This is a genomic window from Pseudomonas sp. Sample_23, from assembly GCF_004307595.1.
Lineage (GTDB): Bacteria > Pseudomonadota > Gammaproteobacteria > Pseudomonadales > Pseudomonadaceae > Aquipseudomonas > Aquipseudomonas atacamensis.
Genome location: NZ_RCNX01000031.1, coordinates 1 through 23,385 on the forward strand (window position 1 = coordinate 1; position 23,385 = coordinate 23,385).

General features: G+C 61.6%; 20 protein-coding genes. 10 read left to right on the plus strand and 10 right to left on the minus strand.

The features are described from left to right. Window positions 1-240 precede the first annotated feature (240 nt). Genes D8U82_RS06180 through D8U82_RS06190 form a run of 3 tightly spaced genes read right to left on the minus strand, consistent with a single transcriptional unit; the run spans window position 241 to window position 2,266 of the window. A complete protein-coding gene (locus D8U82_RS06180) occupies window positions 241-858 on the minus strand; it encodes a TPM domain-containing protein (protein WP_024011959.1) in 618 nt (205 codons plus the stop codon). A gap of 33 nt (window positions 859-891) precedes the next feature. Next, a complete protein-coding gene (locus tag D8U82_RS06185; RefSeq protein WP_130901886.1) occupies window positions 892-1,644 on the minus strand; it encodes a TPM domain-containing protein in 753 nt (250 codons plus the stop codon). Between the two features lie 13 nt (window positions 1,645-1,657). Continuing rightward, window positions 1,658-2,266, minus strand: coding sequence for a LemA family protein (locus D8U82_RS06190; protein WP_024011957.1), 609 nt, complete (start codon window positions 2,264-2,266; stop codon window positions 1,658-1,660). 258 nt (window positions 2,267-2,524) lie between these two features. On the opposite strand from D8U82_RS06190, the gene bglX reads away from it, so the two are divergent. Then, window positions 2,525-4,816 (plus strand): beta-glucosidase BglX, encoded by a 2,292-nt coding sequence (gene bglX, locus D8U82_RS06195; RefSeq protein WP_130887059.1) that lies wholly within the window; start codon window positions 2,525-2,527, stop codon window positions 4,814-4,816. Between the two features lie 185 nt (window positions 4,817-5,001). On the opposite strand, the gene D8U82_RS06200 is transcribed toward bglX, so the two are convergent. From D8U82_RS06200 to D8U82_RS06220, 5 genes are all read right to left on the minus strand, one after another. Continuing rightward, window positions 5,002-6,159, minus strand: coding sequence for a phosphatidylserine/phosphatidylglycerophosphate/cardiolipin synthase family protein (locus tag D8U82_RS06200; protein WP_056783426.1), 1,158 nt, complete (start codon window positions 6,157-6,159; stop codon window positions 5,002-5,004). A gap of 1 nt (window position 6,160) precedes the next feature. Continuing rightward, entirely contained in the window at window positions 6,161-6,751 is a 591-nt protein-coding gene (locus tag D8U82_RS06205) for a YceI family protein (protein ID WP_130887060.1), read from the minus strand. 170 nt (window positions 6,752-6,921) lie between these two features. Then, window positions 6,922-7,218, minus strand: coding sequence for an amidase (locus tag D8U82_RS06210; protein ID WP_130901887.1), 297 nt, complete (start codon window positions 7,216-7,218; stop codon window positions 6,922-6,924). Next, window positions 7,215-8,294 (minus strand): serine hydrolase, encoded by a 1,080-nt coding sequence (locus tag D8U82_RS06215; RefSeq protein ID WP_130887062.1) that lies wholly within the window; start codon window positions 8,292-8,294, stop codon window positions 7,215-7,217. Before D8U82_RS06215 ends, D8U82_RS06210 begins: the two co-directional genes overlap by 4 nt. Before the next feature lie 181 nt (window positions 8,295-8,475). Continuing rightward, window positions 8,476-9,354: an acyl-CoA dehydrogenase family protein gene (locus D8U82_RS06220; RefSeq protein ID WP_130901888.1), complete on the minus strand. Its 879-nt coding sequence runs from the start codon at window positions 9,352-9,354 to the stop codon at window positions 8,476-8,478. Window positions 9,355-9,507: 153 nt separating this feature from the next. Here D8U82_RS06220 and olsB point away from each other — a divergent pair, with 153 nt between their 5' ends. Next, window positions 9,508-10,263: an L-ornithine N(alpha)-acyltransferase gene (olsB, locus tag D8U82_RS06225; protein WP_016771324.1), complete on the plus strand. Its 756-nt coding sequence runs from the start codon at window positions 9,508-9,510 to the stop codon at window positions 10,261-10,263. Next, complete coding sequence (locus D8U82_RS06230) at window positions 10,263-11,057, plus strand: lysophospholipid acyltransferase family protein (RefSeq protein WP_130887064.1); 795 nt, start codon at window positions 10,263-10,265, stop codon at window positions 11,055-11,057. The genes olsB and D8U82_RS06230 overlap by 1 nt, the downstream gene beginning before the upstream one ends. A 105-nt stretch (window positions 11,058-11,162) precedes the next feature. Here the strand turns inward: D8U82_RS06230 and D8U82_RS06240 are convergent, their stop codons facing one another. Continuing rightward, entirely contained in the window at window positions 11,163-11,747 is a 585-nt protein-coding gene (locus D8U82_RS06240; RefSeq protein ID WP_130887065.1) for an ACP phosphodiesterase, read from the minus strand. 168 nt (window positions 11,748-11,915) lie between these two features. Between D8U82_RS06240 and D8U82_RS06245 the strand changes: the two genes are divergently transcribed. The 3 genes from D8U82_RS06245 to D8U82_RS06255 are packed head-to-tail and all read left to right on the plus strand — an operon-like array spanning window position 11,916 to window position 14,502. Next, on the plus strand, window positions 11,916-12,218 hold the full coding sequence (locus tag D8U82_RS06245; RefSeq protein ID WP_016771327.1) for a metalloregulator ArsR/SmtB family transcription factor: 303 nt from the start codon (window positions 11,916-11,918) through the stop codon (window positions 12,216-12,218). A gap of 34 nt (window positions 12,219-12,252) precedes the next feature. Next, window positions 12,253-13,419, plus strand: a complete 1,167-nt coding sequence (locus D8U82_RS06250; RefSeq protein ID WP_016771328.1) for an MFS transporter — start codon at window positions 12,253-12,255, stop codon at window positions 13,417-13,419. A 33-nt stretch (window positions 13,420-13,452) separates the two neighbouring features. After that, window positions 13,453-14,502, plus strand: coding sequence for an alkene reductase (locus D8U82_RS06255; RefSeq protein WP_016771329.1), 1,050 nt, complete (start codon window positions 13,453-13,455; stop codon window positions 14,500-14,502). A gap of 483 nt (window positions 14,503-14,985) precedes the next feature. On the opposite strand, the gene emhR is transcribed toward D8U82_RS06255, so the two are convergent. Beyond that, window positions 14,986-15,618, minus strand: a complete 633-nt coding sequence (gene emhR, locus D8U82_RS06260; protein WP_024011948.1) for an efflux system transcriptional repressor EmhR — start codon at window positions 15,616-15,618, stop codon at window positions 14,986-14,988. 266 nt (window positions 15,619-15,884) lie between these two features. Here emhR and emhA point away from each other — a divergent pair, with 266 nt between their 5' ends. The 4 genes from emhA (at window position 15,885) to D8U82_RS06280 (ending at window position 23,343) form a co-directional block, all read left to right on the plus strand. Continuing rightward, window positions 15,885-17,042 carry an efflux RND transporter periplasmic adaptor subunit EmhA gene (emhA, locus tag D8U82_RS06265; protein ID WP_016771331.1) on the plus strand — a complete coding sequence of 386 codons (1,158 nt, stop codon included), beginning with the start codon at window positions 15,885-15,887 and terminating at the stop codon, window positions 17,040-17,042. 3 nt (window positions 17,043-17,045) lie between these two features. Then, window positions 17,046-20,210: an efflux RND transporter permease subunit EmhB gene (emhB, locus tag D8U82_RS06270; protein ID WP_024011946.1), complete on the plus strand. Its 3,165-nt coding sequence runs from the start codon at window positions 17,046-17,048 to the stop codon at window positions 20,208-20,210. Continuing rightward, on the plus strand, window positions 20,207-21,667 hold the full coding sequence (emhC, locus tag D8U82_RS06275) for an efflux RND transporter outer membrane subunit EmhC (RefSeq protein ID WP_024011945.1): 1,461 nt from the start codon (window positions 20,207-20,209) through the stop codon (window positions 21,665-21,667). The genes emhB and emhC overlap by 4 nt, the downstream gene beginning before the upstream one ends. A gap of 416 nt (window positions 21,668-22,083) precedes the next feature. Beyond that, a complete protein-coding gene (locus D8U82_RS06280) occupies window positions 22,084-23,343 on the plus strand; it encodes an OprD family porin (RefSeq protein WP_130887066.1) in 1,260 nt (419 codons plus the stop codon). Window positions 23,344-23,385: the final 42 nt, after the last annotated feature.

A 23,385-nucleotide genomic window follows, 5' to 3' on the forward strand; every position in this document is an offset into this window, starting at 1 on the left:
GGATGGGGGTTGGGGACACCGTCTTATTTACCCAACGGTCCAGAAGCCCCTCATCCCAGCCCTCTCCCGGAGGGAGAGGGGGCCGACCGAGGTGTCTTGCGCTCGACATCGACCTGAACGACCGAGTCGGCTATGGCTGTCAGGATTTGATTTCGACTCGGCATTTCAGGTCGGCGGAACTCGACAGAACACCCTGGTCGGCTCCCTCTCCCTCTGGGAGAGGGCTGGGGTGAGGGTTTTTCAGCCCAACACCACCAACCGATTCGGCAATTCATTCCTCACCTGCGTCACCGGCACATGCACCTTCAACAACTCGCCACACGCCTCCACGCACGTGACAAACCCTTCCAGCGTGCGCCCCTGCCTGACCTGTTCGGTAAACGCCGCGACAATCGCGTCCCAGTTGCTGTTGTCCAGCCGTTTGGAAATTCCCTCGTCCACCAGAATTTCCACATAGCGCTCAGCCTCGCAGACAAAAATCAGCACGCCGGTGCTGCCCACGGTGTGGTGCAGGTTCTGTTCGAGAAACTGCCGCCGCGCCAGGTTGGAGGCGCGCCAGTGGCGCACACGGCGCGGGACCAGATGCGTGGTGATTTTCGGCAGACGAAACAGCAGGCACAGGACGATGAACATGCCCCATTGCACCAGCAGCAGACTGCGCAGGGTCAGCCAGCCGGTGAGGTAGTGGACGATGCCCGGCAACACCAGCGCCAGCAGGCTGGCCCAGAGCAGCGGGATGTACGCGTAATCGTCGGCACGGGCAGCGAGCACCGTGACCAGTTCGGCGTCGGTGTCGCGCTCGACCCGGGCGATGGCCTCGGCGACTTTGCGTTGTTCGTGTTCAGTCAGTAATGCCATGTCGAAAAGTGCCTGCTCATTATTCTTTTGATCTCACCAGCCGCCGGACGAACCGCCGCCGCCGAAACTGCCCCCGCCACCGCTGAAGCCGCCACCGCCACCGCCGCTGAATCCGCCGCCACCGCCAAAGCCGCCCCCTCCTCCGGAGCCGCCCCGGCCGGCAGGCAGGATACCGAGCATCTGGCAGACAAACACCGTCACGATGAACAACATCACCAGAAACATGAACAGCGCCGGGTGCCGCGAGATGAAATCATCCGCCGGGTCGCCGCTGGATTCATACACGGTCGACGGTTCGTCCAGCGGATTGCCACCGAGCACCACCAGCATCGCCGCAACGCCATCGCTGATGCCTTTGCTGAAGTTGCCGGCCTTGAACGCCGGCGTGATGACCTGATGAATGATCACCGACGACTGCGCATCGGTCAGGCGATCCTCCAGGCCATAGCCGACTTCGATGCGCAGTTTGCGCTCGTCACGGGCGACGATCAGCAAGGCGCCGTTGTTCTTGTCCTTCTGGCCGATGCCCCAGTGCCGACCCAGTTGGACGCCGAAATCCTCGATGGTGGTGCCCTGCAGATCCGGCAGCGTGACCACCACCAATTGCTCGCCGGTGGCCTGCTCGTGCGCCTGCAATTGCTGGCTCAGTTGCGCGCGAATCGATGGCTCGAGCATTTGCGCCTGATCGACCACGCGCCCGCTCAGCGGCGGAAAGGTCAATTCGGCCCGGGCGCTGACGGCGAACAGCCACAGCATCAGCACCAGGCTTAGTTTCAACACACGCATGGGCGACCTCGAGTCAGAATTTCACTTCCGGGGCCTTCTCCGCGCCGGGCGTGGTGGCTTCGAAGGTCTCGCGCATCGGCAGATCGCTGTACATCACGCTGTGCCACAGGCGACCGGGGAAGGTGCGGATCTCGGTGTTGTACTTCTGCACCGCCAGAATGAAATCGCGGCGCGCCACGGCAATGCGGTTTTCCGTGCCTTCAAGTTGCGATTGCAGAGCGAGGAAGTTCTGGTTGGCCTTCAGATCCGGGTAGCGCTCGGAGACCACCATCAAGCGGCTCAATGCGCCGGTCAGTTGATCCTGCGCCTGCTGGAACTGCTTGAGCTTCTCGGGATTGTCGAGGGTGCTGGCATCGACCTGAATCGAGGTGGCCTTGGCTCGCGCTTCAATCACGGCGGTCAGGGTTTCCTGTTCGTGGGCCGCGTAGCCCTTCACGGTTTCCACCAGATTGGGGATCAGGTCGGCACGGCGCTGGTACTGGTTCTGCACTTGGCCCCAGGCGGCTTTGGCCTGTTCGTCGAGGGTCGGGATATTGTTGATGCCGCACGCGGTCAACAGCGTGGCGAACACCAGCAACGTGGCGATCTGTAACCGTGAACGGGAGGTTGAGCTGATATTCATTGCAGTGATGCTCCATGACACATTTGATTTAAAAACCGAGCGCTGGGCATTCCCGGCCAGCGGTTGGGGCATAATCGGCGCCGCCACTGGCATGCGACGGGCTAATCGGCTAAAAAGTGCCCTTCGCGTTCACGTTGCCGCTGTCGGCTGCGGTTTTCCGGCTCAGGATTTTGCGCTGGTATCCGAACAACAATAGTCGCTCCCTACATTTTGGCTGGCCGGTGTTGCATCACCGTTTGGGCTCTAGAGAAAAAATTCATGAAGAAGCTGTGTTTGCTGGGTCTGTTCGTCAGCCTGGCCAGTCATCAGGTACTGGCCGCCACGACCCCGGTACCTTTGGAAAACAAGGACGCTTTCATCAGCAACCTGATGAAACAAATGACCCTCGACGAGAAGATCGGCCAGTTGCGCCTGATCAGCATCGGCCCGGAAATGCCCCGCGAGCTGATCCGCAAGGAAATCGCCGGCGGCAACATCGGCGGCACGTTCAACTCGATCACCCGCGCGGAAAACCGTCCGATGCAGGACGCTGCCATGCGCAGCCGCCTGAAGATTCCGATGTTTTTCGCGTACGACGTGATCCACGGTCACCGTACGATTTTCCCGATTCCGCTGGCCCTCGCGTCGAGCTGGGACATGGACGCCATCGGCCAGTCCGGTCGCGTTGCGGCTAAAGAAGCCGCCGCCGACAGCCTCGACATCACCTTCGCGCCGATGGTGGATATCTCCCGCGATCCACGCTGGGGCCGCAGTTCCGAAGGTTTCGGCGAAGACACCTACCTGACCTCGCGCATCGCCAAAGTCATGGTCAAGGCCTATCAGGGCGAGACCCCGAGCGCCGCCGACAGCATCATGGCCAGCGTCAAGCACTTCGCCCTGTACGGCGCGGTCGAGGGCGGTCGCGACTACAACACCGTCGACATGAGCCCGGTGAAGATGTACCAGGATTACCTGCCGCCGTACCGCGCCGCGATCGATGCCGGCGCTGGCGGTGTGATGGTGGCGTTGAACTCGATCAACGGCATTCCGGCCACGGCCAACACCTGGCTGATGAACGACCTGCTGCGCAAGGACTGGGGCTTCAAAGGTCTGGCAGTCAGCGATCACGGCGCGATTTTCGAACTGATCAAGCACGGTGTCGCGCGCGACGGTCGCGAAGCGGCGAAGCTGGCGATCAAGGCCGGCATCGACATGAGCATGAACGACACCCTCTACGGCAAAGAACTGCCGGGGTTGCTCAAGTCTGGTGAGATCGAACAGAAAGACATCGACAACGCTGTGCGCGAAGTCCTCGCGGCCAAGTACGACATGGGCCTGTTCAAGGACCCGTACCTGCGCATCGGCAAGGCCGAGGATGATCCGGCCGACACCTACGCCGAGAGCCGCCTGCACCGCGCCGAGGCCCGCGAAGTGGCACGTCGCAGTCTGGTGCTGCTGAAGAACCACAACGAAACCCTGCCGCTGAAGAAAGACGCGAAAATCGCGCTGGTCGGTCCATTGGCGAAAGCGCCGATCGACATGATGGGCAGCTGGGCCGCCGCCGGGCGCCCGGCGCAATCGGTCACCCTGTTCGACGGCATGAGTTCGGTGATCGGCGACAAGGCCAACCTGATCTACGCCCGTGGCGCCAACATCACGGGCGACAAGAAGGTCCTCGACTACCTGAACTTCCTCAACTTCGACGCCCCGGAAGTGGTCGATGACCCGCGCCCGGCCAGCGTGCTGATCGACGAAGCGGTGAAAGCGGCGAAGGATGCTGACGTGATCGTCGCCGCTGTCGGCGAGTCCCGTGGCATGTCCCACGAATCCTCGAGCCGCACAGACCTGAACATCCCGGAAACCCAGCGCGAATTGATCCGTGCGTTGAAAGCCACTGGCAAACCGCTGGTACTGGTGCTGATGAACGGCCGTCCGCTGACGATTCTCGAAGAGAACCAGTCGGCCGATGCGATTCTGGAAACCTGGTTCAGCGGCACCGAGGGCGGCAACGCCATTGCCGACGTGCTGTTCGGCGACTACAACCCGTCGGGCAAACTGCCGGTGACTTTCCCGCGTTCCGTGGGCCAGATCCCGACCTACTACAACCACCTGAGCATCGGCCGGCCGTTCACTCCGGGCAAACCGGGCAACTACACCTCGCAGTATTTCGATGACACCACCGGCCCGCTGTTTCCGTTCGGTTATGGCTTGAGCTACACCACCTTCGCCCTGAGCGATATGGCGCTGTCATCGACCACCCTGAACGCCAGCGGCAAGCTCGACGCCAGCGTCATGGTCAAGAACACCGGCAAGCGTGACGGCGAAACCGTGGTGCAGTTGTACATCCAGGACGTCACCGGTTCGATGATCCGCCCGGTGAAAGAACTGAAGAACTTCCAGAAGATCATGCTCAAGGCCGGCGAACAGAAAGTCGTGCACTTCACCATCACCGAGGAAGACCTGAAGTTCTACAACGCCCAGCTCAAATACGCAGCCGAGCCTGGCAAGTTCAACGTGCAGATCGGCCTGGATTCGCAGGCGGTGACGCAGCAGAGCTTTGAATTGCTGTAACACCGATCCCACATTGATCGTTCCCACGCTCCGCGTGGGAATGCAGCCCGTGACGCTCCGCATCACTGGACGCGGAGCGTCCCTAGAGGCATTCCCACGCAGAGCGTGGGAACGATCAAATGACACACCGCTTTCGCGAGCAGGCTCGCTACCAGATTGGATTCAGGGTGTATTCAAAATCGTGGTTATCCGCGACGGTCGAGAATATTCACCACCAACCGATCCACCCAGCCCCACACCCGCTGCTTGACCCGCCGCCACAACGGTCGGCGCTGCCACTCCTCCAGACTCACCAGCTGACTCAAGCCGAAGTCCTTCACAAAGCTCGCCTCCACCGCTGCCGTCAACGCCGGGTCCAGCGCCTCCAGGTTCGCCTCCAGATTGAAACGCAGATTCCAGTGATCGAAGTTGCACGAACCGATGCTTACCCATTCGTCCACCAGAACCATTTTCAGGTGCAGGAAGCACGGCTGGTATTCGAAGATCTGCACCCCGGCCTTAAGCAGGCGCGGGTAGTAGCGGTGCCCGGCGTAGCGCACTGACGGGTGATCGGTGCGCGGCCCGGTCAGCAACAGCCGCACATCGACCCCGCGTGCAGCGGCTTTGCGCAGCGAGCGGCGGATTTTCCAGGTAGGCAGAAAGTACGGCGTGGCCATCCAGATGCGTTTTTGCCCGCTGTTCAGCGCGCGAAACAGCGATTGCAGAATGTCCCGGTGCTGGCGGGCGTCAGCGTAGGCCACGCGGCCCATGCCCTCGCCCTTGTCTGGTACGCGGGGCAGACGCGGCAGACCAAAATGCGCGGCCGGACGCCAGGCGCGGCGGTAACGGTTGGCGATCCACTGGCGATCGAACAGCAATTGCCAATCGATCACCAATGGGCCGCTGATCTCGACCATCACTTCGTGCCACTCGCTGACATCATGGCCCGGCGTCCAGAATTCATCGGTCACGCCGGTGCCGCCGACCACTGCCAGGCATTGGTCGACCAGCAGCAACTTGCGGTGGTCACGATAGAAATTGCCGACCCAGCGCCGCCAGCTCAGGCGATTGTAGAAACGCAGCTCGACCCCGGCCTGGGTCAGACGCTGACGCAGATGCAGCGTAAACGCGAGGCTGCCGTAATCATCGAACAGGCAACGCACGCGCACTCCGCGCTCGGCCGCCGCGACCAGCGCCTGGACGATGGCTTCGGCGCAGGCGCCGGCCTCGACCAGATACAGCTCCAGTTCGATCTGTTCTGTAGCTCCAGCGATGTGCTCGAGCATGCGCGGAAAGAACTGCGGGCCGTCGATCAACAGTTCGAAACGGTTGCCGTCACGCCAGGGAAACACCGCACCGCGCATGTCAGCGCGCCGTGAAAATCAGCACCGCACCCACCGGCACCGACAGACTGATCGCCGACAGATCGGCGAGTTTGCGCAGGTTTTCCAGGCCCGGCGCCAGATCGAAATCCTCGGCGTTGATCACCAGCGGCTCCAGTGTCACCACCTGAAAGCGCCGATCATCCAGACGCGTGGCGAGCAACTCGGCCGGGTATTCGTGCTGCTTGCCGTGCAGGCTGACGGTCAGCGGCAGGCGCAATTCCAACTGCGCGCCGGGCGCCAGATCGTTAATCGGGCGCAAGTCGATCTGGGTGGTGATGGTCGCCGAAGGGAATTGCTCGATCTGGAACAGCTCCTTGCGCATGCGCTCATCGCGCAGCGGAATGCCGCTGTTGATCGATTCGAGCTCGACTTCGACCTCGGCGCGACCGTTGGGGTCGACCTTGCCGTGCAGCACCAGAAAGCGCTGCACTTCCGACACGCTGGCATTTTTGGTGCTGACGAACGACAGCCGCGACGACTCGCCGTCCAGGTACCAATTGGCCTGGGCCGGCAGTGCAGCGGCGGTCAACAGCAGACTGGCGAAGGTTGTATAGAGGGAGCGGTTGAACATTGAACACTCGTGGGGGCGATAAACCTGCACGAACCTTAACCGCCCGCCAAGTTATTGCAAGCCCTGTGGGAGCGAGCCTGCTCGCGAATGCAATGCTCCCCGCACAGCATGTATTGCGGCTTGCGACGATTTCGCGAGCAGGCTCGCTCCCACAGGGGAGACCAGATAATTCAAGGATTCAGGCGACAGCCCTGGCGTTCGCTCAGCCATTGCGCGCTGTTACTGCGGCCCATACCGCTGACGGTGATGGTTTTGCTGGAAACATCATCGGTAAAACCGCTGGTTGGCAGCCATTGCTTTACATAACCACGGCAATACCCGGCATCGTTGTTCATCACATAACGACACGAGCAATATTCCTTGGCGGTGTAGGCGCTGATGATGTCCGGGAAAGCCCAGAGGTTTTCCCGTTCATACCAACCCCAACCGAGCAGCACGACCAACAGCAACAATAGAAAGCGCTTCATGGCCGCACCGCCTGCAACACGCGTTTGAGCAATTCATTGTGCTGGTAGCTGCCATCTCGATCATCGGCGTAACGCACGATCACCAGTTTCTCGCTGGGCATCACATACAGCGCCTGGCCCCAGTGGCCGAGGGCGGCGAAGGTGTCGGGTGGGGCGTCGGGCCATGGTGATGGTGTGCCATCGACAGGGCGATTGAGCCACCAATGTCCGCCGGGCACGGCTTCGTCCTGCTGCGCCTTGTAGCCAGCAAAGGGCTTGAGATTGAATGCCACCCAATCCTCGGGCAGCAACTGCCGATCGTTCCAGCGCCCGCCCCGCGCCATCAACAGACCGACCCGCGCCAGATCCCGCGCGGTGAGATAGGCATAGGACGAGGCGACAAAGGTACCGCTGGCATCGCTTTCCCACACGGCGTGGCGAATGCCCAACGGTTCGAACAATGCTGTCCACGGGTAATCGGCGTAACGCTCTGGGCCGACCATGGTTTTCAGGGCGGCGGCGAGCAGATTGCTGTCACCGCTGGAATAACGGAAAGCCTGACCCGCTGCGGCGTAGGCGTCGTGGCCCGCAGTGAACGCGGCCATGTCGCGATGGCCGCGGGTGTAGAGCATCGCCACCACCGAAGATTTCAGCGGGGCGTATTCGTAGTCTTCCTGCCAATCCAGACCGGAGGCCCAGTTCAGCAGATGGCCGAGGGTGATCGCCGGGTGTTTTTCCAGCGCCGGGTAGAACTTCAGCGCTGGATCGTCGAGCTTGAACCGGCCTTCGCCATAGGCCACGCCGAGGACAGCGGCCAGCAGGCTTTTGCTGATCGACCAGGTCAGATGCGGTGTCTGTGCAGTGGTCGGAGCGGCGTAGCGTTCGTAGATGATCTGGCCGTCGCGGATGATCAGCAAGGCGTCGGTGCGGATGCCCTGGCGGGTGACGTCGTTGCGGGGCGCGAAGGCGTAGTTTTCCAGTGCCAGGGCAGCCGGGCCGGTGATCTGTGGGGCGATAGGCCATTGCTCGCCGGGCCATTGTTCGGCGCGGACGGTGAGGCTGATCAGCAGCAGGAACAGCGACAGGCCTTTGAACATGGTGGGCGCTCTGGGAATGAACCTGCTGAGCCTAGTCAGGGTTTATGACAAATTTTAGATGTTGGTCGTCCATGAAATTGCCATCGCTGGCAAGCCAGCTCCCACAGGGGTCCCAAGTGAACACACATTTCATGAACACGTTTGAAACCTGTGGGAGCGGGCTTGCCCGCGATGAGGCCAGTCAGGCCAACGCAAGAGCCTTGGCCAAGCGCTTGGCCCGGGCCCCTGCAGCCAATTGCATCACGCCTTGATCACGCTGCCACATCGCTGCCCACGCAGGATCACCCTGCACCAACGCCTGATCTACCTCGGTCTTGAGTGATTCAAACTGCGCAAACAACCCGCCCAGCATGACATGCCCGGCCGGATTGTTCGGCGCTTGCCGGCTGGCCTCGGCGCACCCGGCCAGAAGCGCCAGCAAACGCAATTGCAGGGCCTGCGGCCAGTCGTTGTCCTGGCCGACGCCGTACAACCACGCGGTCATGGCGCTGAGCACGTAGACATCTTCAAGACTGCGAAACGGTTTGACGTAGGCGTCCCAGCCATCGCCGGCGAGCAGTTCGCACAGGGCGCCGTCGAGGTGCAGGCTACCGTGGCTGATGTCCGGCATCAACGGCAACGCCGGCAGTTTTTCCACCTTAACGCCGGGCTCGCCGGGATACACCACCGCCAGACTCAGGCGCGGTGCTTCGTCAAGCTCCTCACTGCGCGCAGCCACCAGTAACCAATCGGCGGCGTCGCCTGCGGTGACGAAATCCTTGCGCCCGCTCAAGCGCAAATCTTTCAGCCGCGTTTGCATATCGGCCGGGCGCAGGCTGCGTTGTTCGGTCGCGCACAAGGCGCCGAGGCTCAGTGGCGCGCTCGGCCACAACATGCGCAGCGCCGCCTGATAACCGACCAGAAACGCCAGCCCCGGCGTGGCCATCCGCCGCCCGCCAGCCACCGCCAATTCGTACGGCGTGACGTTGCCCAGCGCCTGCAACAACGTTGCAAAACCCTCGGCCAGATCAGCAACGGCGGGCAAGCGTTCACGGCGGTGCAACAGATCTGTCCAGGGCATGGGCGCCTCCTTGTGGGCTGTCATATAAGCATCACCGAACGTTCATGGCGATGACACCGGGGCTACATAGCCTGACTTTGCACAACACGGCTGCATAAAGAAAGTCGATCGGCTGCAACCCACGACGGGTTAAAGGCCCGTACGGAGATTCACATGACGCAAATCGCCCGCATCAGCGACACCGGCAATGAACGCCGCCTGCAAGCCGAACGCCTGATCGGCGCCGAAGCCTTGCAGCAAGCCCAGGCCCTGCGCTTCGCCGTCTTCAGCGGCGAGTTCAACGCCAAACTCAAAGGCGCGGAACTGGGTCTGGACATGGATGATTATGATGTTCACTGCAGCCACATCGGCGTGCGTGATCTGAACACCGGGCGCCTGGTAGCGACCACGCGTCTGCTCGATCACACCGCCGCCAGCAGCCTCGGCAAGTTCTACAGCGAAGAAGAATTCAGCCTGCACGGCCTCGCCCATCTGCAAGGCCCGATCCTGGAAATCGGCCGCACCTGCGTCGATCCGGCGTACCGCAACGGCGGCACCATCGCCGTGCTCTGGGGCGAATTGGCCGAAGTGCTCAATCAGGGCGGCTACAGCTACCTGATGGGTTGCGCGAGCATCCCGATGCAGGACGGCGGCATTCAGGCCCACGCGATCATGCAGCGTCTGCGCGAGCGTTATCTGTGCACCGAACACCTGCGCGCCGAGCCGAAAAATCCGCTGCCGACGCTGGATATTCCATCCAACGTCATCGCCGAAATGCCACCGCTGCTCAAGGCCTACATGCGCCTCGGTGCGAAGATCTGCGGCGAGCCATGCTGGGACGAAGACTTCCAGGTGGCCGACGTGTTCATCCTGCTCAAGCGCGACGAACTCTGCCCGCGCTACGCCAAACACTTCAAGGCGGCGGTGTGATGAGCCGGTTGCGGGTGTACGCGCGAATCGCGCGAGTGCTGCTGGTGGTGACACTGGGCCTGACCATGGCCAGCGTGTTCGGCGTGTTCGAACGCATCGGTCTGGCCCACTCGATGGAGCGGCGCCAGCGCTGGTCGCGCTTCTTCATGGCGCGGCTGAGCAATGCCCTGCCGTTTCGCGTGAGGGTCCATGGCGAGCTGCCAAAACAGCCGATGCTGTGGGTCAGCAATCATGTGTCGTGGACCGATATTCCGCTGCTGGGCATGCTCACGCCGCTGTCGTTTCTGTCCAAGGCCGAAGTGCGCACCTGGCCGGTGGCCGGCTGGCTCGCAGCCAAGGCCGGCAGCCTGTTCATCCGCCGTGGGTCGGGCGACAGTCAGTTGATCCGCAAGCAAATGACCCGCCATCTGCAAACCGAACATGCACTGCTGATGTTCCCTGAAGGCACCACCACCGATGGCCGTTCGCTGCGCACTTTTCATGGTCGCCTGCTCTCGGCGGCGATCGATTCCGAAGTGATGCTGCAACCGGTGGCGATCCGTTATCTGCGTGACGGCGAAATCGACACGCTCGCACCGTTCATTGGTGACGATGACCTGCTCTCGCACCTGATGCGCCTGTTCAGCCATGACTGCGGCGACGTCGAAGTGCATCTGCTCAAGCCAATAGAGTGTCAGGGCCGCGAGCGTGCGGCGCTGGCGTTCGAAGCGCAGCAGGCGGTGCAGAAGGTGTTGTTTGGTGAGGTGGCGAAACCTGCCGAACCGCGTCGCGCAGGCGATTTGATCGCCGCCTGAAAACACAAATCCCCTGTGGGAGCGAGCCTGCTCGCGAAGGCGTCGTGCCATTCAGCATCTATATTGGCTGAGACACCGCATTCGCGAGCAGGCTCGCTCCCACATTCAGATCTTCAGCGGATCAGAGTTTTGCGCAAAATCCTGAAGTTGCGGATAAAACAGGCTGAAGTCTTCACTCAACGGCTCATACAACCGCCGCAACTCCGCCATTGCCCCGGCCAATTCCTCCGGCCTGGTCAGGCGCCGCGAGATCCCGCGCAGCACCTGCTCCAGCACATCGAATTCGCGATACGAGCCCAGCCAGTCGTTAGCGACCATGTGCGGGGCGATCTTTGCCAGCCGTTCCGGCAATTGCCGTTCACGGGACAGCACGTGATAGACGTCTGCGGTGAACTGCTCCAGCGGCCGGTCGGCATACAGCGTCCAGTCCCGCGCCAGGCAATGATCGAAAAACACATCGAGGACGATTCCGGCATAGCGCCGCCGCGTTTCGCTGAAGCGTCCCAAAGCAATGTCGACCAGTGGATGGCGATCGGTAAAGACGTCGATGCGCCGATGCAGGGCGATCGCCGCCTCCACTTCCGGGTCGAACTGGCCTTGCAGCCGCCCTTTGACGAAGTCGCCATACAGGCTGCCGAGTAACTGACCGGGGCGCTGGCCGCCGAGATGCAAATGCGCGAGATAGTTCATGGGCGCAGCTTAGCACTGCGCTCGCTCCTCCAGCACCCTCATATCGTTATAACCCGATATAGCGATTTATGCGTTCGTCAGACCGAATTCATATTGGTATATCGCGATCCAACGATTTAAAGTTCGCTCCATCGCGATATATCGCTACTGCCACCACGAGCCCAAGCCATGAACCTCGACCTCGACGAAATAATAAAAGCCCTGGCGCACCCAGTACGGCGAGACATCCTCAACTGGCTGAAAGACCCGAAAGGCGAATTCCCCGAGCAGTTGCACAACCACGAGTACGGCATCTGTGCCGGGCAGATCGATCAGCGTTGCGGCCTGTCGCAATCGACCGTGTCGGCACACCTGGCAACGTTGCAACGGGCCGGTCTGATCAGCAGCCAGAAGGCCGGGCAGTGGCATTTTTTCAAACGTAACGAGGACGTCATCCAGGCGTTTCTCAGCACCCTCAGTAAAGAGCTCTGACCCTTAACGTCAGCCAGCCGACAAGGAAACCTGCATGCCCCTTTCGCTTCTCATCCTCGCCCTGAGCGCCTTCGCCATCGGCACCACCGAGTTCGTCATCATGGGCCTGCTGCCCGACGTGGCGGCGGACCTCGGCGTGTCGATTCCCGGCGCCGGCTGGCTGGTGACCGGTTACGCCCTGGGCGTGGCCATCGGTGCTCCGTTCATGGCGCTGGCCACCGCGAAGCTGCCGCGCAAGGCCGCGCTGGTGGCGTTGATGGGCATCTTTATTGTCGGCAACCTGCTCTGCGCCATCGCCAGCGACTACAACGTGCTGATGTTTGCCCGGGTCGTCACCGCGCTGTGTCACGGCGCGTTCTTCGGCATCGGCTCGGTGGTGGCGGCCAATCTGGTCGCGCCGAACAAACGTGCCTCCGCGGTCGCCCTGATGTTCACCGGTCTGACCCTGGCCAACGTGCTCGGCGTACCGCTGGGCACCGCATTGGGTCAGGAAGCCGGCTGGCGTTCGACCTTCTGGGCGGTGACCGTCATCGGTGTGATCGCGCTGATCGGCCTGATCCGCTTCCTGCCGGCCAAGCGTGACGAAGAGAAACTCGACATGCGCGCCGAACTGGCCGCGCTCAAAGGCGCCGGCATCTGGCTGTCGCTGAGCATGACCGCGCTGTTCGCCGCCTCGGTGTTCACCCTGTTCACCTACGTTGCCCCACTGCTTGGGGAAGTCACCGGTGTGTCGCCACGTGGCGTGACCTGGACGCTGATGCTCATCGGTCTGGGCCTGACGGTCGGCAACATCATCGGCGGCAAACTCGCCGACAAAGGCATGGCCGCCACGCTGATCGGCGTGTTCATCGCCATGGCCGTGGTTTCCACGGTGCTGAGCTGGACCAGCGTCGCGCTGATCCCGACCGAGATCACTCTGTTCCTCTGGGCCACCGCGTGTTTCGCCGCTGTGCCGGCGCTGCAAGTCAACGTGGTGACCTTCGGCAAGGCTGCGCCGAACCTGGTTTCGACCCTGAACATCGGCGCCTTCAACGTTGGCAACGCCCTCGGCGCCTGGGTCGGTGGCAGCGTCATCGCCCACGGCTACGGCCTGACCAGCGTGCCACTGGCCGCCGCCGCGCTGGCCGTACTTGCCCTGCTGGTGACCCTGATTACCTTCCGCCAGAACGGCAATGCCGAGCTGGCGCCTGCTTCCAACTGATCAACTTCCTTAATTAAAGAGAGGCTTTTAGACATGGCGACTATTTTCGACCCGATCAAACTCGGCGACATCGAGCTGAACAACCGCATCATCATGGCCCCGCTGACCCGTTGCCGCGCCGACGAAGGCCGTGTGCCGAACGCGCTGATGGCCGAATACTACGTACAACGCGCCTCGGCCGGCCTGATTCTCAGCGAAGCCACTTCGGTAACGCCGATGGGCGTCGGCTACCCGGATACCCCGGGCATCTGGTCCAACGATCAAGTGCGTGGCTGGGCCAACGTGACCAAAGCGATTCACGGCGCCGGCGGCAAGATCTTCCTGCAACTGTGGCATGTTGGCCGCATTTCTCACCCTTCGTACCTGAACGGTGAAGCACCGGTGGCCCCAAGCGCCATTCAGCCAAAGGGTCATGTCAGCCTGGTGCGCCCACTGGCCGACTACCCAACCCCGCGCGCCCTGGAAACCGCTGAAATCGCCGACATCGTCGACGCCTACCGCACCGGCGCCGAGAACGCCAAGGCCGCCGGTTTCGACGGCGTGGAAATCCACGGCGCCAACGGTTACCTGCTCGACCAGTTCCTGCAAAGCAGCACCAACCAGCGCACCGACCAGTACGGCGGCTCGCTGGAAAACCGTGCACGCCTGCTGCTGGAAGTGACCGACGCCGCGATCGAAGTCTGGGGCGCCGGCCGCGTTGGTGTGCACCTGGCACCGCGTGCCGATTCCCATGACATGGGCGATGACAACCTTGCCGAGACCTTCACCTACGTCGCCCGTGAACTGGGCAAGCGTGGCATCGCGTTCATCTGCTCGCGCGAAAAAGAAGGCGCCGACAGCCTCGGCCCGCAACTGAAAGAAGCGTTCGGTGGCCCATACATTGCCAACGAGAAGTTCACCAAGGAAAGCGCCAACGAGTGGCTGGCCAGCGGCAAGGCAGACGCCGTAGCGTTCGGCGTGCCGTTCATTGCCAACCCGGACCTGCCGGCACGTTTGCAGGCCGATGCGCCGTTGAACGAGCCGCATCCGGAGACTTTCTACGGTAAAGGTCCGGTCGGTTATATCGACTATCCGACCTTGTAATCAGGCTGTAGCGCAGAAATGAAAAAGCCCCGGACTTGTGAGAGTCCGGGGCTTTTTGTTGTTCGGCTTGGGGCTTGTAGCGTGGCACCCGGCGTAGCCCCTCACCCCAGCCCTCTCCCGAGGGAGAGGGAGCCGATTGGTGTGTTTTTCAAACTTTGAGTTCGGCGGGATATTTCAGGTCGGCACGGCTTGAGCAAACAACCCGGTCGGTCCCGCCATTGGGGAGAGGGAGCCGATTTGCAGATCCTTCAGAACCCGAGTTCGGCGGGATATTTCAGGTCAGCGTCACTCGAAAGATCAGCTTGGTCGGTCCCCTCTCCCTCTGGGAGAGGGCTAGGGTGAGGGAAACGCGGCAAAACACGGATTCACAAGAGCTACACAATTTCCCTACAAAATCCACGGCCGGCTACGTTTAAACTCCCCGCCGCAATAATCGGCCATAGCGGCTGATTGACATCCTGCCGGGCAATTGCGCATTTTGTTTCATTTGCGCAGGCTTGGGCTCAGGCGCAGCATGTCCAGCCCGGTGTCGACCCAGCGTTCAGCCTCGGCGTGCAGTTCGAAGCTGTCCGGAGCCAGCAGCCAGCCGTACAGCAGGCCGTCGATGTAGGCATGAATGCTGATCGCCGCGCGGGCCGTGTCGAGGTCTTCCGGCAACTGGCCGCGATTCACCGCATTACGCAGGGTCAGGCCGATGCGCACGTTGCAATCGAGACTGGCCGTCCGGCGCTGCTGGCGCAGATCGCACATTTCATCGGTGAATTCGCACTTATGAAACAGAATTTCGTTGATGCGCCGGGTTTTCGGGTCCAGTGCAACTTGATGAAACAAATGAATCAGCAACTGCCGCATGCAGCCCAGCGGGTCCGGTTCGTCTTCGCTTTCGCTGGCCTTGGCCAGTTCATCCAGCGGTTCGTGCAGGCTGTCGAGCATGGCCTGGACCAGATCGGCCTTGTTGCTGAAATGCCAGTAGATGGCGCCACGCGTCACGCCGGCGAGGGTCGCGATGTCCGCCAGGGTGGTGCGGGCAACCCCCCTTTCATAAAAGGCTTTCTCGGCCGCTTCCAGAATCTGGCTGCGGGTTTCCTGAGCTTCCTCTTTGGTACGACGGACCATGGCAGTAAAACCTCAAACAGGATGTTTCAGGGATGGCTGAATATCCGCTGAATAAAGAGGGGGCGATCTCTCGTGAATCGACTCCCCGGCCTACAATTTCAAACCTTGCGACGACTTTTGTATCAGGGTGGGTACACGGCGCAGGTGTTTACAAACAACCATGAACGTAAGTATATTACTTAGCAAGCTACTTATCCACCCGGTACCCGATTTTTACTCTTTCACACTTCTTGTGCGCTTCTTGCGCGCCTGACCCGAGGATCTTCATGCAATTCAAGCCAGCTGTTACCGCTCTGGTCACTGCCGTCGCCCTGGCATCGCTGCTCAGCGGATGTAAAAAGGAAGAAGCGGCCCCAGCCGCTCCGCCTCCTCAGGTCGGCGTCGTCACCCTGCAACCACAAGCCTTTACCCTGACCTCGGAACTTCCGGGCCGCACCAGTGCGTTCCGCATCGCTGAAGTTCGCCCGCAGGTCAACGGCATTATCCTCAAGCGTCTGTTCAAGGAAGGCGCCGACGTCAAAGCCGGCCAGCAGCTGTATCAGATCGATCCGTCGGTCTATGAAGCTACGCTGAAAAGCGCCGAAGCCGAGCTGCGTTCGACCAAGTCGATTTCCGACCGCTACAAGCAACTGGTCGACGAACAAGCCGTGAGCCGTCAGGAATACGACACCGCACTGGCCAACCGCCTGCAATCGGAAGCATCGTTGCAGAGCGCGCAGATCAACGTGCGCTACACCAAAGTCTACGCGCCGATCTCTGGCCGTATCGGCCGCTCTTCGGTCACCGAAGGCGCACTGGTCAGCAATGGCCAGGCCGATGCAATGGCAGTGATTCAGCAGCTCGACCCGATCTACGTCGACGTGACCCAATCGTCGGTGGAACTGCTGGAGCTGCGCCGCGAGCTGGAAAGCGGCCGTCTGCAGAAGGCCGGCGACAACGCCGCTGCGGTCAAGCTGACCCTGGAAGACGGCAGCCAATACAAGCTCGACGGCAAGCTGGAATTCTCCGAAGTCTCGGTTGACCAGACCACCGGCTCGGTAACCCTGCGCGCAGTGTTCCCGAACCCCGATCACACCCTGCTGCCAGGCATGTTCGTTCACGCCCAGCTGCAAGCCGGCGTCAACAGCGCAGCGATCCTCGCGCCGCAACAAGGCGTGACCCGCGACCTCAAAGGCACCCCGACCGCACTGGTCGTCGGCGCCGATAACAAGGTCGAGCTGCGTCAGCTCAAGGCCAGCCGCACTGTCGGCAGCCAGTGGCTGATCGAAGATGGCCTGAAAGCCGGCGATCGTCTGATCACCGAAGGGCTGCAGTACGTCAAACCGGGCGTCGAGGTCAAAGCGACCGAGGCGACTAACGTCGGCACCAAGAACCCGGCCCCCGCACAGGCAGCTGACAAAGCCGCCGGCGGCAAAGGGGAGTAACCCATGTCAAAATTCTTCATCGACCGTCCGATTTTCGCCTGGGTAATCGCCCTGGTGATCATGCTGGTCGGGGCACTTTCGATCCTGAAATTGCCGATCAACCAATACCCGAGCATTGCGCCACCGGCCATTGCGATCCAGGTGACCTACCCAGGCGCGTCCGCACAAACCGTGCAGGACACCGTGGTGCAGGTCATCGAGCAACAGCTCAACGGTATCGACAACCTGCGTTATGTGTCGTCGGAAAGTAACTCCGACGGCAGCATGACCATCACCGCGACCTTCGAGCAAGGCACCAATTCCGACACCGCGCAGGTCCAGGTCCAGAACAAGCTGAACCTGGCCACCCCGCTGCTGCCGCAGGAAGTGCAGCAACAGGGTATCCGCGTGACCAAGGCAGTGAAGAACTTCCTGCTGGTGATCGGCGTGGTGTCGCGTGACGGCAGCATGACCAAGGACGACCTGTCCAACTACATCGTGTCGAACATGCAGGACCCGATCTCGCGGACCGCCGGTGTCGGTGACTTCCAGGTCTTCGGTGCGCAGTACGCGATGCGTATCTGGCTCGACCCGGCCAAGTTGAACAACTTCAACCTGACCCCGGTCGACGTGAAGAATGCCATTGCTGCGCAGAACGTCCAGGTGTCGTCCGGTCAGCTCGGTGGCTTGCCTGCCGTGCAGGGCCAGCAACTGAACGCGACGATCATCGGCAAGACCCGTCTGCAGACCGCTGAGCAGTTCAAGGAAATCCTGCTCAAGGTCAACAAGGACGGTTCGCAGGTTCGCCTCAAAGACGTGGCTGAAGTCGGCCTCGGCGGTGAGAACTACGCGATCAGTGCCCAGTTCAACGGCAGCCCGGCGTCCGGTCTGGCGGTGAAACTGGCCAACGGTGCCAACGCCCTCGATACCGCCAAAGCGCTGCGCAACACCATCGACAGCCTCAAGCCGTTCTTCCCGCAAGGCATGGAAGTGGTGTTCCCGTACGACACCACTCCGGTGGTGACCGAATCGATCAAAGGCGTGGTGCACACGCTGGTCGAAGCGATCGCGCTGGTGTTCCTGGTGATGTTCCTGTTCCTGCAGAACTTCCGCGCCACCGTCATCACCACGATGACCGTGCCCGTGGTACTGCTCGGTACGTTCGGCATCCTCGCCGCCGCCGGTTTCAGCATCAACACCCTGACCATGTTCGGCATGGTGCTGGCCATCGGTCTGCTGGTGGACGACGCCATCGTCGTGGTGGAAAACGTCGAGCGGGTGATGAGCGAAGAAGGCTTGTCACCGAAGGAAGCGACGAAGAAGTCCATGGGCCAGATCCAGGGCGCACTGGTCGGTATCGCCCTCGTGCTCTCGGCGGTACTGCTGCCGATGGCGTTCTTTAGCGGTTCCACCGGGGTGATCTACAAGCAGTTCTCGATCACCATCGTGTCGGCCATGGCCCTGTCGGTACTGGTTGCCCTGATCTTCACCCCGGCGCTGTGCGCAACCATGCTCAAGCCGATTCCGAAAGGCGAGCACGGCACCCCGAAGAAAGGTTTCTTCGGCTGGTTCAACCGCAATTTCGACCGTGGCGTACGCAGCTACGAGCGCGGCGTCGGCAACATGCTGACCCGCAAGGCGCCGTATCTGCTGGCGTACCTGTTGATCGTGGTGGGCATGATCTGGCTGTTCACCCGCATCCCGACCGCGTTCCTCCCGGAAGAAGACCAGGGCGTACTGTTCGCTCAGGTGCAGACCCCGGCCGGTTCCAGTGCCCAGCGCACGCAGGTGGTCGTGGATGAAATGCGTGAGTACCTGCTGCGTCCGAACAAGGACGGCGGTGAAGCGGACGCGGTGGCTTCGGTGTTCACCGTGACCGGCTTCAACTTCGCCGGCCGTGGTCAGAGCTCGGGTATGGCGTTCATCATGCTCAAGCCGTGGGGCGAACGTAACGCCGACAACAGCGTGTTCAACCTCGCTGCGCGTGCCCAGCAACACTTTTTCAGCTTCCGCGACGCGATGGTGTTTGCCTTCGCCCCGCCAGCGGTTCTGGAATTGGGTAACGCCACCGGTTTCGACGTGTTCCTGCAGGACCGCGCCGGTATCGGTCACGAAAAACTGATGGAAGCGCGCAACCAGTTCCTCGGCATGGCGGCGCAAAGCAAGGTGCTGACCCAGGTGCGTCCGAACGGCCTGAACGACGAGCCGCAGTTCCAGCTGGAAATCGACGACGAGAAGGCCAGTGCCCTCGGCATCACCATCAGCGACATCAACAACACTCTGTCGATCGCGCTGGGCAGTAGCTACGTCAACGACTTCATCGACCGTGGTCGGGTGAAGAAGGTATATGTGCAGGGCCAGCCGGACTCGCGCATGAGCCCCGAAGACCTGAAGAAGTGGTACGTGCGTAACGCCGAAGGCACCATGGTTCCGTTCTCGGCGTTCGCCAAGGGCGAGTGGGTCTACGGTTCGCCGAAGCTGGCGCGCTACAACGGTGTGGAAGCGGTCGAGGTCCTCGGGGCTCCGGCGCCGGGCTACTCCACCGGTGAAGCGATGGCTGAAGTCGAAGCGATTGCCAAGAAGCTGCCGTCCGGTGTCGGTATCTCCTGGACCGGTCTGTCCTACGAGGAACGTCTGTCCGGCTCGCAAGCGCCAGCGCTGTACGCCCTGTCGCTGCTGATGGTGTTCCTGTGTCTGGCGGCGCTGTATGAAAGCTGGTCGATTCCGATCGCGGTCATGCTCGTGGTACCGCTGGGGATCATCGGTGCACTGATGGCCACCAGCCTGCGCGGTCTGTCCAACGACGTGTACTTCCAGGTGGGCTTGTTGACGACCATCGGTCTGGCGGCTAAAAACGCCATTCTGATCGTCGAATTCGCCAAGGAACTGCATGAACAGGGACGCAGCCTGCGTGAAGCGGCGATTGAAGCCTGCCGCATGCGTCTGCGCCCGATCATCATGACCTCGCTGGCCTTCGTTCTCGGTGTTGTGCCGCTGGCGATTTCCACCGGCGCCGGTTCAGGCAGTCAGCACGCGATCGGTACCGGCGTGATTGGCGGTATGCTCACGGCCACGATCCTGGCGATCTTCTGGGTCCCACTGTTCTTCGTTACTGTGTCGTCCATCGGTCAGCGCAAAAAGACCGACGCGGATGAGACTACTGAAACTCCTAAAGAGGCTGGCCAATGAGCAAGTCGCTACTCTCCATCGCAGTCGCCGCCTTCGTGCTGAGCGGTTGCTCGCTGATACCTGACTATCAGCAGCCTGAGGCTCCGGTCGCAGGCCAGTACCCGCAGGGGCCGGCGTACTCGCCGGCCCAGGCTCCGGCGCAAGCCGCTGCCGAACAGGGCTGGAAGCAGTTTTTCCATGACCCGGCCCTGCAACAGCTGATCCAGGTCGCCCTGGAAAACAACCGCGACCTGCGTGTCGCGGCGCTGAACATCGACGCTTACGCGGCGCAGTACCGCATCCAGCGCGCCGACCTGTTCCCGGCAGTGTCGGCCAATGCCGCCGGCAGCCGCCAGCGTCTGCCGGCCCGTGCCTCGCAGACCGGCGAGTCGATGATCAGCAGTTCGTATTCCGCCACCGTCGGCGTCAGCGCCTACGAACTCGACCTGTTCGGTCGGGTGCGCAGCCTGAGCGAGCAAGCGCTGCAACAGTATTTCGCTACCGAAGAAGCACGCCGCAGCACACAGATCAGTCTGGTCGCCAACGTCGCCAATGCCTACCTGACCTGGCAGGCGGACAAGGAACTGCTCAAGCTGACGCAGGACACCCTCGGTGCCTTCGAAGAAAGCTACAAATTGACCAGCCGCAGCAACGAAGTCGGTGTGGCTTCGGCGCTGGATCTGGCACAGTCGCGTACCTCGGTGGAAAACGCCCGGGCGCAACTGGCGCGTTATACCCGCCAGGTCGCACAGGACGAAAACAGCCTGACCCTGCTGCTCGGCACCGGTATTCCGGCCAATCTGCAAGCAGCCAAACCGCTGTCTGATGATCTGCTCAGCGACGTACCGGCCGGTCTGCCTTCGGACCTGCTGCAACGTCGTCCGGACATTCTGCAGGCCGAGTACAACCTGAAGGCGGCCAACGCCAACATCGGCGCGGCGCGTGCAGCGTTCTTCCCGAGCATCAGCCTGACCGCCAACGCGGGCAGCCTGAGCCCGGATCTGTCCGGTCTGTTCAAGGGTGGCTCGGGGACGTGGCTGTTCCAGCCGCAGATCAACCTGCCGATCTTCAACGCCGGCAGCCTGCGCGCCAGCCTCGACTACGCCAAGATCCAGAAGGACATTGGCGTGGCGAACTACGAGAAGTCGATTCAAACGGCCTTCCAGGAAGTCGCCGACGGCCTCGCCGCCCGCCAGACCTACACCGAGCAGCTGCAAGCGCAGCGTGACTTCGTTCAGGCCAACCAGGATTACTACCGCCTGGCCGAACGTCGCTACCGCATCGGCGTCGACAGCAACCTGACCTTCCTCGATGCCCAGCGTCAGTTGTTCAGCGCACAACAAGCGTTGATCACCGACCGCCTCGCGCAGCTGACCAGTGCGGTCAACCTGTACAAGGCACTGGGCGGTGGCTGGAATGCGCAGACCGCGCAGAACGAAGCGCTGAAAGAAGAAGCGCCGAAGATGAAGCTGTTCTGATCATCGGCTGACTACATCAAGCCCACCTTATTGGTGGGCTTTTTGTTGCCTGTCGCAAAGGTTTCGCGGCCGAACTGGCCTCTTCGCGAGAAGGCTCGCTCCCACAGGGAAACGCATTCCAGTTGTGGGAGCGAGCCTGCTCGCGAAGGGGACCTAACACTCACCACAAATCAGCATGAATCTTGCGTTCGATAACCGCCCAAAACCCGCTTTCAGCAATTGAACCCGAACACACAGGCCCTTCACCATTCGAACCAGAAAACCAATAACAACAAGGTTCGACACCATGCTCCTGCGCCCTGCCCCGCCCGGCTGACCGCCACCGCTGCATCTCAGACCTGCATCACGTTGCCTGCGCCGCACCCGCCGCGACAGCGCAGCCGTTCGCCCTAAAAAAACAAGAGAGACCCAAGTCCATGACAGTTTTCCCTGTGCCCTACGCATTGCCCGCTGTGATCGCCCTGGCCATCGCCGGTCTGGCCCTGCCGGCAAGCGCCGAAGAAGGCGGTTTTGTCGAAGACGCCAAGGTCAACCTTAACCTGCGCAACTTCTACATCAACCGCAACTTCACTAACCCGACCAAGACCCAAGGCAAGGCTGAAGAGTGGACGCAGAGTTTCATCCTCGACGCCAAATCCGGCGTCACCCAAGGCACCGTCGGTTTCGGCATGGACGTACTCGGGCTGTATTCGATCAAGCTCGATGGCGGTAAAGGCACGGGCGGTACGCAGTTGTTGCCGCTGGACCATGACGGGCGCCCGGCGGACAACTTCGGCCGCACCAACGTCGCGTTCAAGGCCAGACTTTCGCAGACCGAGGTCAAGGTCGGCGAGTGGATGCCGGTGCTGCCGATTCTGCGTTCGGACGACGGTCGCTCGCTGCCGCAAACCTTCCGTGGCGGCCAGATAACCTCCAAGGAAATCGCCGGCCTGACCCTCTATGGCGGCCAGTTCCGCGCCAACAGCCCGCGCGACGACAGCAGCATGAGCGACATGTCGATGACCGGCAAAGCCGCGTTCACCTCTGATCGTTTCAACTTCCAGGGCGGCGAATACCTGTTCAACGACAAGCGCACACAGATCGGCCTGTGGAACGCGCAACTCAAGGACATCTACAGCCAGCAGTACCTCAATGTGCTGCACAGTCAGCCGCTCGGCGACTGGACGCTGGGCGCCAACCTCGGCTTTTTCTACGGCAAGGAAGATGGCAGCGCGCGTGCCGGCGATCTGGACAACAAGACCTGGTACGGCATGTTTTCGGCCAAGTACGGCGGCAACACGTTCTACCTCGGCTTGCAGAAATTGACCGGCGACAGCGCGTGGATGCGGGTCAACGGCACCAGTGGCGGCACGCTGGCCAACGACAGCTACAACGCCAGTTATGACAACGCTCAGGAACGCTCCTGGCAGCTGCGCCACGACTACAACTTCGCCGCCATGGGCATCCCCGGCCTGACCCTGATGAACCGCTACATCAGCGGCGACAACGTGCACACCGGGACGATCACCGACGGCAAGGAATGGGGTCGCGAATCGGAACTCGGTTACACGGTGCAGAGCGGCACGTTGAAGGATCTGAACGTCAGATGGCGCAACTCGACCATGCGCCGCGACTTCAGCAACAACGAGTTCGATGAAAATCGCCTGATCGTCAGCTACCCGATCAGCCTTCTCTAACCACACATGCCCCACTGTGGGAGCGAGCCTGCTCGCGAAAGC

Bases quoted from the DNA above. Each gene is read 5' to 3' on its own strand.
- D8U82_RS06205 (WP_130887060.1), bottom strand. From the start codon at position 6,751: ATGTTCAACCGCTCCCTCTATACAACCTTCGCCAGTCTGCTGTTGACC.
- emhR (WP_024011948.1), bottom strand. From the start codon at position 15,618: ATGGTCCGTCGTACCAAAGAGGAAGCTCAGGAAACCCGCAGCCAGATT.
- D8U82_RS06255 (WP_016771329.1), top strand. From the start codon at position 13,453: ATGGCGACTATTTTCGACCCGATCAAACTCGGCGACATCGAGCTGAAC.
- D8U82_RS06240 (WP_130887065.1), bottom strand. From the start codon at position 11,747: ATGAACTATCTCGCGCATTTGCATCTCGGCGGCCAGCGCCCCGGTCAG.
- D8U82_RS06280 (WP_130887066.1), top strand. From the start codon at position 22,084: ATGACAGTTTTCCCTGTGCCCTACGCATTGCCCGCTGTGATCGCCCTG.
- D8U82_RS06210 (WP_130901887.1), bottom strand. From the start codon at position 7,218: ATGAAGCGCTTTCTATTGTTGCTGTTGGTCGTGCTGCTCGGTTGGGGT.
- D8U82_RS06230 (WP_130887064.1), top strand. From the start codon at position 10,263: ATGAGCCGGTTGCGGGTGTACGCGCGAATCGCGCGAGTGCTGCTGGTG.
- D8U82_RS06215 (WP_130887062.1), bottom strand. From the start codon at position 8,294: ATGTTCAAAGGCCTGTCGCTGTTCCTGCTGCTGATCAGCCTCACCGTC.
- emhA (WP_016771331.1), top strand. From the start codon at position 15,885: ATGCAATTCAAGCCAGCTGTTACCGCTCTGGTCACTGCCGTCGCCCTG.
- emhB (WP_024011946.1), top strand. From the start codon at position 17,046: ATGTCAAAATTCTTCATCGACCGTCCGATTTTCGCCTGGGTAATCGCC.
- bglX (WP_130887059.1), top strand. From the start codon at position 2,525: ATGAAGAAGCTGTGTTTGCTGGGTCTGTTCGTCAGCCTGGCCAGTCAT.
- D8U82_RS06190 (WP_024011957.1), bottom strand. From the start codon at position 2,266: ATGAATATCAGCTCAACCTCCCGTTCACGGTTACAGATCGCCACGTTG.
- D8U82_RS06220 (WP_130901888.1), bottom strand. From the start codon at position 9,354: ATGCCCTGGACAGATCTGTTGCACCGCCGTGAACGCTTGCCCGCCGTT.
- D8U82_RS06200 (WP_056783426.1), bottom strand. From the start codon at position 6,159: ATGCGCGGTGCGGTGTTTCCCTGGCGTGACGGCAACCGTTTCGAACTG.
- D8U82_RS06180 (WP_024011959.1), bottom strand. From the start codon at position 858: ATGGCATTACTGACTGAACACGAACAACGCAAAGTCGCCGAGGCCATC.
- D8U82_RS06245 (WP_016771327.1), top strand. From the start codon at position 11,916: ATGAACCTCGACCTCGACGAAATAATAAAAGCCCTGGCGCACCCAGTA.
- emhC (WP_024011945.1), top strand. From the start codon at position 20,207: ATGAGCAAGTCGCTACTCTCCATCGCAGTCGCCGCCTTCGTGCTGAGC.
- D8U82_RS06185 (WP_130901886.1), bottom strand. From the start codon at position 1,644: ATGCGTGTGTTGAAACTAAGCCTGGTGCTGATGCTGTGGCTGTTCGCC.
- olsB (WP_016771324.1), top strand. From the start codon at position 9,508: ATGACGCAAATCGCCCGCATCAGCGACACCGGCAATGAACGCCGCCTG.
- D8U82_RS06250 (WP_016771328.1), top strand. From the start codon at position 12,253: ATGCCCCTTTCGCTTCTCATCCTCGCCCTGAGCGCCTTCGCCATCGGC.